Below are 7,546 nucleotides of genomic sequence, written 5' to 3'. Positions count from 1 at the left end.
AGTTCAATATATTGACTATCATCCAAATTGATTAATGCCAGTTAAAACAAAAAATGAACTATTGAGCAATTTTATTAATATTGGTTTAGAAAATTTATCTGTAACTAGAATTAATATTGATTGAGGTATTAGAGTTTTAGAAGATACAACATACATTATATGTTTGATTAGATGCTTTATGCAATTATATTACTGCACTTGGTTATGATGTGGATGATCCAAATTCACCTGAATTCTTAAAATTTTGACAAGATGAAAATGTTGAAAAGGTTCATCTTGTTGGGAAGGAAATCACAAGATTTCATATGATTTACTGACCAATATTTTTAAAAGCATTAAATATCTCATTACCAACTAGAATTCAATCTCATGGATGGATTTTAGATCAATACGGACGCAAAATGTCTAAATCATTAAATAATGTGGTTGATCCATATGACTTATTGCAAAAATACCATCCTGAAATGATAAAGTATTACTTAGCTACTCAAATAAATTTTGGCGATGATGGGATTTTTGACGAAAATAGATTTGTCAATGTTATTAATTCAGATCTAATTAATAATTTTGGTAATTTAATTTCTCGTACATTGAAAATGAAATATCTTTCTTTTGGTTCAATGTCTTTAAAATATTATAAAACAGAATATTTAGAGGATATAGAACTCGAAAATAATATTGATAAACATTTTAAAACATATTTTAATTATTTTAATGAATACCAGGTTGATAAGGCGCTTAAAGAGATAATTTCACTTTCTGATTCATTAAATAAGTATATTGACATTGTTAAACCATGGACTTTAAAAGAAAACTTATCAAGATTGGAAGAAATTTTGATAAGATTATTAAATGGAATTTATACTATTGCTACATGTTTGCAGGTTGTTTTACCAAAGAAAATGGAAGAAGTAAAAAATGCTTTAGGTATGAATGATTTATCATTTGATTTAGTTTTAGATTTCAATAAGTTTAATGAAACAACTCAAAAAGAGCAATTTATGTTGTTTGAAAGAATTAATGTAAAAAAATAGTGAGGAAATAATGATATACTCAAGATCTTTTAAATATATAATTAACCCAGAAAAAATCAAAGGTTTTATTGATTATTTATATGTGTTTACTCAAAAAGCTAGAATGTTTGAAACTAATTTATCTTTTGAATATGGTTTAGAAGGAAAAGATAAAAATTATTGTTTTACAAAGATGATCAACTAGACAAAGCTATCAAGATTTTATTAACATTCCAGAGTTTGATAAAGAAATAAAAACTCTTGAAAAAATGTCTAAGAAAATTGAAATTTTATTCGATTTAGAACTAGAAAGATAATTTTTTAGATTTTATATGCATCAAAAAAGCATTCATCATAATGAATGCTTTTTTGATCAATTTTATTTAATTAACATCTTATTTTTATTTAAGATAAATCATTAAAAATTTCATCATAGGTATTTATTAAAATAACATTCATTTCAGGATTTAAATAACTAGATATTTTTAAATAGTCCTTCTCATTTTCTTTTGGAATGAATACTTTCTTAATACCTGAATTTGAACATTTGATTAATTTTAGGTCAATTGCACCAACGGCTTTAATACATCCTTCAAGTGAAATTGCACCAGTAAATGCTGTGTCATCAGGAATTTTAATATTTAAAATTTTTGAGATAATCGCTGTTGTTAAACTTATTCCTGCTGAATTTCCGCTTATTTGAGAGTTTATATCATTAGTAGAAATACAAAAACCCTTATTAATGTGATGTTTTATTTCGCTAGGATTGTACGCTTTTAAGTATTCATAAGCAACTTCTTTTGCTATCTTTACAGATAAATTCATATCATCATTACTTTTCATTAAGATCATATCATCATTGCTTGAAGAGAATTGAGTAATAATTTTTGAAATAAAGGCTTTATTATAAAAAGGCGATACCCAATAATGTTAACTAGACCAGGTTTTTGAATATTACTTTCATTATTATTTTGATCTTTATAAATGTTTTCACTATCCCAATTATTAAATGCTTCTATATTAAATTAGAAATGTTGTGTTTATTTAAATAACTGAAAAAGTCAAACAAAGCACTTTTAAGATTATCTAAGCATTGATTTTTATTAAAGAAACAAAGTGAAGAATTTGATCATTTGTAAATTGTATGTTTGAATTAATTTTTGATTTATTTTAGGAATTTCTCTTTTTAATAATGTTTCTATTTTTCATTAAATTTAATTTCTTCAAACATATGAAAATTATGATTTATTAGTGCGTATTATATTCATTGAAAATAAAGAATACTATTGATTTTTTTATATTTATATCTAAATTTAAATATTGATCTTTTATTTTTTAGTATTAAATTGATTAAAAATGAAATTAATATGTTCGGGCGATAAAGTGCTAATATTTTTTAATGAAAATAATAGGATTATTTACTTTTGATTTAATAATTTCACTAGTAAGTAAATTCACATTGTTGTTATTATTTAATGAATTTATAAATTTTGCAGCATCAATTGTTATTGTTTTTAGTTTTTTGTAATTTGAAATTGATGATAAATTGCTCGATATCAGAATTCTTACTACCAATGAGATTGAAATTTGTTATATCGTTTTTCAGATCATTTTTAGATTAATAGCTGCACTTTTGAAGCCATGATACTATTCATTAGATTTAAAATTAAATTAATTAGTTCATCTTTTACATTTTTGATTTTTATTTGAAAAAGATTCAAGTATTTCAATTTTTTTTCTGTTTTCGCTAATAAAATTTGGATTATGAGTAGTGTATTATGCATTATTAAATTTTCTATTATTTTTTCAATATTATTTTTCATTATATCCCCTTTGCTATAACTTTATTTTTTTCATACTTTAAAGTTATAATAATTTTTTTATTAAGATCCATTCTAAAATAACGTTACTAATCGTAGACAAATATTAATATCTATAAAAGATTCTATTTTCCTTACACCAAAACCAGATTCAATAATTTTTTTGGACCACTCTTTTAAATGATTTATGATCAAAAATAAAATCAATCTCATTTTATATGAAGCAGAAATTTTGCTAGTTGATCATTTAATTTTTTACAAAAAATCTCAAAACAATGTCATTTGATATCTCGTTGAACAAGATGATATCATCAAATCTTCCTAAAATTTCTTCACGGAATTTTAGTTTTGCACTTTTTAATCATTCATTAGGTTTATTGATTAATCTTTTATATTCAAATAATGTAGAGTTTAAGTTTGTTGTGCAAATAAACTATTGAGTTTTTTAAAGAGATTTCACTTCCCATATTATCTACATATGTTCCTGTTGATAATATTTGTAGAAGTATATCAATTGTTTTTTTGCGATGCTTTTTCAATTTCATCAAATAAAACAATAGATTGAGGATTGTTTGATAATTGTTTACTTAATGTGCCATTTTGATCAATTAGCGATTTTATTTCATCAGCATATTCAGACATATTTAAAATCAAAAATTTATCTTTTGAAAATAACTTTTCAGCTATTAATTCTGCTGTTTTTGTTTTTCCACTCCTGTTGGACCTGCAAAAAGATAACTTCTTCATGGTTTTTTGATTTCTTGATTCATACATATCTATTTGGAATAGGTTTTGTTATTAAATCAATTTGTTTATTTTGTCCGATAATTTCTGACTTTAAAATCCATTTAATGATTTTATATTTTGAATTAATGTTTGATAGTCATTGGTTTTTAGATCTTTTTCAAATGGAAATACTATGTTATTAAGTTCAGATTTATGTATTTAATATAGTTATTTTTATCAGTTGTCAAATTTTTATTGTTATTTCTAAATTTGTGAAACAAAGCTTTTTACTAAAATAACATTTTCTATAGTTACTTTTTTTCAAATTAAATTGAACAAATTAAATCATAAATAAAAAATCCTGAATAAAAATAAAATTTAAATTTTTAACGTAGATTTCTGAAAAACTAAAGAAATTTCAAAATAATAAAAAAAACCTTTAAATATTTTATTGTAATTGGACTATCAAACATTAATTCAAAAATAAAAAATTAAAGATTTTAAAGTCAGAAATTATCGAAAAAAAAACAAATGTTTAATAACAAAACCTATTCCAAATAGATATGTATTTGAATCAAGAATCAAAAAACCATGAAGAAGTTATCTTTTTGCAGGTCCAACAGGAGTTGGAAAAACAAAAACAGCAGAATTAATAGCTGAAAGTTATTTTCAAAAGATAAATTTTTTGATTTTAAATATGTCTGAATATGCTGATGAAATAAAATCGCTAATTGATCAAAATGGCACATTAAGTAAACAATTATCAAAAAATCCTCAATCTATTGTTTTATTTGATGAAATTGAAAAAGCATCGCAAAAAACAATTGATATACTTCTACAAATATTATCAACAGGAACATATGTAGATAATATGGGAAGTGAAATCTCTTTAAAAAACTCAATAGTTATTTGCACAACAAACTTAAACTCTACATTATTTGAATATAAAAGATTAATCAATAAACCTAATGAATGATTAAAAAGTGCAAAACTAAAATTCCGTGAAGAAATTTAGGAAGATTGATGATATCATCTTGTTCAACGAGATATCAAATGACATTGTTTATGAGATTTTTGTAAAAAATTAAATGATCAACTAAGCAAATTCTGCTTCATATAAAAATGAGATTGATTTTATTTTTGATCATAAATCATTTAAAAGAGTGGTCAAAAAAATTATTGAATCTGGTTTTGGTGTAAGGAAAATAGAATCTTTTATAGATATTAATATTTGTCTACGATTAGTAACGTTATTTTAGAAATGGATCTTAATAAAAAAATTATTATAACTTTAAAGTATGAAAAAATAAAGTTATAGCAAAGGGGGAATATAATGAAAAATAATATTGAAAAAATAATAGAAAATTTAATAATGCATAATTACACTACTCATAATCCAAATTTATTAGCGAAAACAGAAAAAAAATTGAAATACTTGAATCTTTTTCAAATAAAAATCAAAATGTAAAAGATGAACTAATTAATTTAATTTTAAATCTAATGAATAGTATCATTGGCTTCAAAAGTGCAGCTATTAATCTAAAAAATGATCTGAAAAACGATATAACAAATTTCAATCTCATTGGTAGTAAGAATTCTGATATCGAGCAATTTATTCAATCAATTTCAAATTACAAAAAACTAAAAACAATAACAATTGATGCTGCAAAATTTATAAATTCATTAAATAATAACAACAATGTGAATTTACTTACTAGTGAAATTATTAAATCAAAAGTAAATAATCCTATTATTTTCATAAAAAATATTAGCACTTATCGCCCGAACATATTAATTTCATTTTAATCAATTTAATACTAAAAAAATAAAAGATCAATATTAAATTTAGATATAAATATAAAAAATCAATAGTATTCTTTATTTTCAATGAATATAATAACGCACTAATAAATCATAATTTTCATATGTTTGAAGAAATTAAATTTAATGAAAAATAGAAACATTATTAAAAGAGAAATTCCTAAAATAAATCAAAAATTTAATTCAAACATACAATTTACAAATGATCAAATTCTTCACTTTGTTTCTTTAAATAAAAATCAATGCTTAGATAATCTTAAAAGTGCTTTGTTTGACTTTTTCAGTTATTTAAATAAACACAACATTTCTAATTTAAATATAGAAGCATTTAATAATTGGGATAGTGAAAACATTTATAAAGATCAAAATAATAATGAAAGTAATATTCAAAAACCTGGTCTAGTTAACATTATTGGGGTATCGCCTTTTTATAATAAAGCCTTTATTTCAAAATTATTACTCAATTCTCTTCAAGCAATGATGATATGATCTTAATGAAAAGTAATGATGATATGAATTATCTGTAAAGATAGCAAAAGAAGTTGCTTATGAATACTTAAAAGCGTACAATCCTAGCGAAATAAAACATCACATTAATAAGGGTTTTGTATTTCTACTAATGATATAAACTCTCAAATAAGCGGAAATCAGCAGGAATAAGTTTAACAACAGCGATTATCTCAAAATTTAAATATAAAATTCCTGATGACACAGCATTTACTGGTGCAATTTCACTTGAAGGATGTATTAAAGCCGTTGGTGCAATTGACCTAAAATTAATCAAATGTTCAAATTCAGGTATTAAGAAAGTATTCATTCCAAAAGAAAATGAGAAGGACTATTTAAAAATATCTAGTTATTTAAATCCTGAAATGAATGTTATTTTAATAAATACCTATGATGAAATTTTTTAATGATTATTCTTAAATAAAAATAAGATGTTAATTAAATAAAATTGATCAAAAAGCATTCATTATGATGAATGCTTTTTTGATGCATATAAAATCTAAAAATTATCTTTCTAGTTCTAAATCGAATAAAATTCAATTTTCTTAGACATTTTTTCAAGAGTTTTTATTTCTTTATCAAACTCTGGAATGTTAATAAAATCTTGATAGCTTTGTCTAGTTGATCATCTTTGTAAAACAATAATTTATCTTTTCCTTCTAAACCATATTCCAAAGATAATTAGTTTCAAACATTCTAGCTTTTGAGTAAACACATATAAATAATCAATAAACCTTTGATTTTTTCTGGGTTAATTATATATTTAAAAGATCTTGAGTATATCATTATTCCTCACTATTTTTTACATTAATTCTTTCAAACAACATAAATTGCTCTTTTGAGTTGTTTCATTAAACTTATTGAAATCTAAAACTAAATCAAATGATAATCATTCATACCTAAAGCATTTTTTACTTCTTCCATTTTCTTTGGTAAAACAACCTGCAAACATGTAGCAATAGTATAAATTCCATTAATAATCTTATCAAAATTTCTTCCAATCTTGATAAGTTTCTTTAAAGTCCATGGTTTAACAATGTCAATATACTTATTTAATGAATCAGAAGTGAAATTATCTCTTTAAGCGCCTTATCAACCTGGTATTCATTAAATAATTAAATATGTTTTAAATGTTTATCATATTATTTCGAGTTCTATATCCTCTAAATATTCTGTTTTATAATATTTAAAGACATTGAACCAAAAGAAAGATATTCATTTCAATGTACGAGAAATTAATTACCAAAATTATTAATTAGATCTGAATTAATAACATTGACAAATCTATTTCGTCAAAAATCCCATCATCGCCAAAATTTATTTGAGTAGCTAAGTAATACTTTATCATTTCAGGATGGTATTTTTGCAATAAGTCATATGGATCAACCACATTATTTAATGATTTAGACATTTTGCGTCCGTATTGATCTAAAATCCATCCATGAGATTGAATTCTAGTTGGTAATGAGATATTTAATGCTTTTAAAAATATTGGTCAGTAAATCATATGAAATCTTGTGATTTCCTTCCCAACAAGATGAACCTTTTCAACATTTTCATCTTGTCAAAATTTTAAGAATTCAGGTGAATTTGGATCATCCACATCATAACCAAGTGCAGTAATATAATTGCATAAAGCATCTAATCAAACATATAATG

12 protein-coding genes are annotated in these 7,546 nt (G+C 22.9%); 7 read left to right on the top strand and 5 right to left on the bottom strand.

From position 1 onward, the window contains the following. Window positions 1-209 precede the first annotated feature (209 nt). Complete coding sequence (locus EXC48_RS00060; protein ID WP_235666645.1) at window positions 210-1,034, top strand: class I tRNA ligase family protein; 825 nt, start codon at window positions 210-212, stop codon at window positions 1,032-1,034. A 10-nt stretch (window positions 1,035-1,044) separates the two neighbouring features. After that, a complete protein-coding gene (locus EXC48_RS04750) occupies window positions 1,045-1,218 on the top strand; it encodes a hypothetical protein (protein ID WP_223216271.1) in 174 nt (57 codons plus the stop codon). A 200-nt stretch (window positions 1,219-1,418) separates the two neighbouring features. Here the strand turns inward: EXC48_RS04750 and EXC48_RS00050 are convergent, their stop codons facing one another. The 4 genes from EXC48_RS00050 to EXC48_RS00035 all read right to left on the bottom strand — a co-directional run bounded on the left by EXC48_RS00050 (window position 1,419) and on the right by EXC48_RS00035 (window position 3,607). Beyond that, window positions 1,419-1,856: a S16 family serine protease gene (locus EXC48_RS00050; RefSeq protein ID WP_165035589.1), complete on the bottom strand. Its 438-nt coding sequence runs from the start codon at window positions 1,854-1,856 to the stop codon at window positions 1,419-1,421. 543 nt (window positions 1,857-2,399) lie between these two features. Next, window positions 2,400-2,588: a hypothetical protein gene (locus EXC48_RS00045; RefSeq protein WP_129720326.1), complete on the bottom strand. Its 189-nt coding sequence runs from the start codon at window positions 2,586-2,588 to the stop codon at window positions 2,400-2,402. A gap of 38 nt (window positions 2,589-2,626) precedes the next feature. Beyond that, window positions 2,627-2,836: a hypothetical protein gene (locus EXC48_RS00040; protein WP_129720325.1), complete on the bottom strand. Its 210-nt coding sequence runs from the start codon at window positions 2,834-2,836 to the stop codon at window positions 2,627-2,629. A gap of 465 nt (window positions 2,837-3,301) precedes the next feature. Then, complete coding sequence (locus EXC48_RS00035) at window positions 3,302-3,607, bottom strand: AAA family ATPase (protein ID WP_129720324.1); 306 nt, start codon at window positions 3,605-3,607, stop codon at window positions 3,302-3,304. A 442-nt stretch (window positions 3,608-4,049) separates the two neighbouring features. Between EXC48_RS00035 and EXC48_RS00030 the strand changes: the two genes are divergently transcribed. From EXC48_RS00030 to EXC48_RS05090, 5 genes are all read left to right on the top strand, one after another. Then, a complete protein-coding gene (locus EXC48_RS00030; RefSeq protein WP_129720323.1) occupies window positions 4,050-4,574 on the top strand; it encodes an AAA family ATPase in 525 nt (174 codons plus the stop codon). Between the two features lie 318 nt (window positions 4,575-4,892). Continuing rightward, entirely contained in the window at window positions 4,893-5,027 is a 135-nt protein-coding gene (locus EXC48_RS05000) for a hypothetical protein (protein ID WP_268814388.1), read from the top strand. A 32-nt stretch (window positions 5,028-5,059) separates the two neighbouring features. Next, on the top strand, window positions 5,060-5,365 hold the full coding sequence (locus EXC48_RS00025; RefSeq protein ID WP_129720322.1) for a hypothetical protein: 306 nt from the start codon (window positions 5,060-5,062) through the stop codon (window positions 5,363-5,365). A gap of 123 nt (window positions 5,366-5,488) precedes the next feature. Further along, window positions 5,489-5,875 (top strand): hypothetical protein, encoded by a 387-nt coding sequence (locus tag EXC48_RS00020; RefSeq protein ID WP_129720321.1) that lies wholly within the window; start codon window positions 5,489-5,491, stop codon window positions 5,873-5,875. 161 nt (window positions 5,876-6,036) lie between these two features. Next, entirely contained in the window at window positions 6,037-6,294 is a 258-nt protein-coding gene (locus tag EXC48_RS05090) for a S16 family serine protease (protein WP_129720328.1), read from the top strand. An 848-nt stretch (window positions 6,295-7,142) separates the two neighbouring features. Here the strand turns inward: EXC48_RS05090 and EXC48_RS04745 are convergent. After that, window positions 7,143-7,546 (bottom strand): class I tRNA ligase family protein (locus EXC48_RS04745; RefSeq protein WP_223216270.1); only part of this gene is annotated, 404 nt, incomplete at its 5' end.

This window comes from Mycoplasmopsis cynos (genome assembly GCF_900660545.1).
Taxonomy (GTDB): Bacteria; Bacillota_I; Bacilli_A; order Mycoplasmatales; family Metamycoplasmataceae; genus Mycoplasmopsis; species Mycoplasmopsis cynos.
Note: the sequence above shows the minus strand (reverse complement) of the source record. Positions and strands in the feature narration are given on the sequence as shown.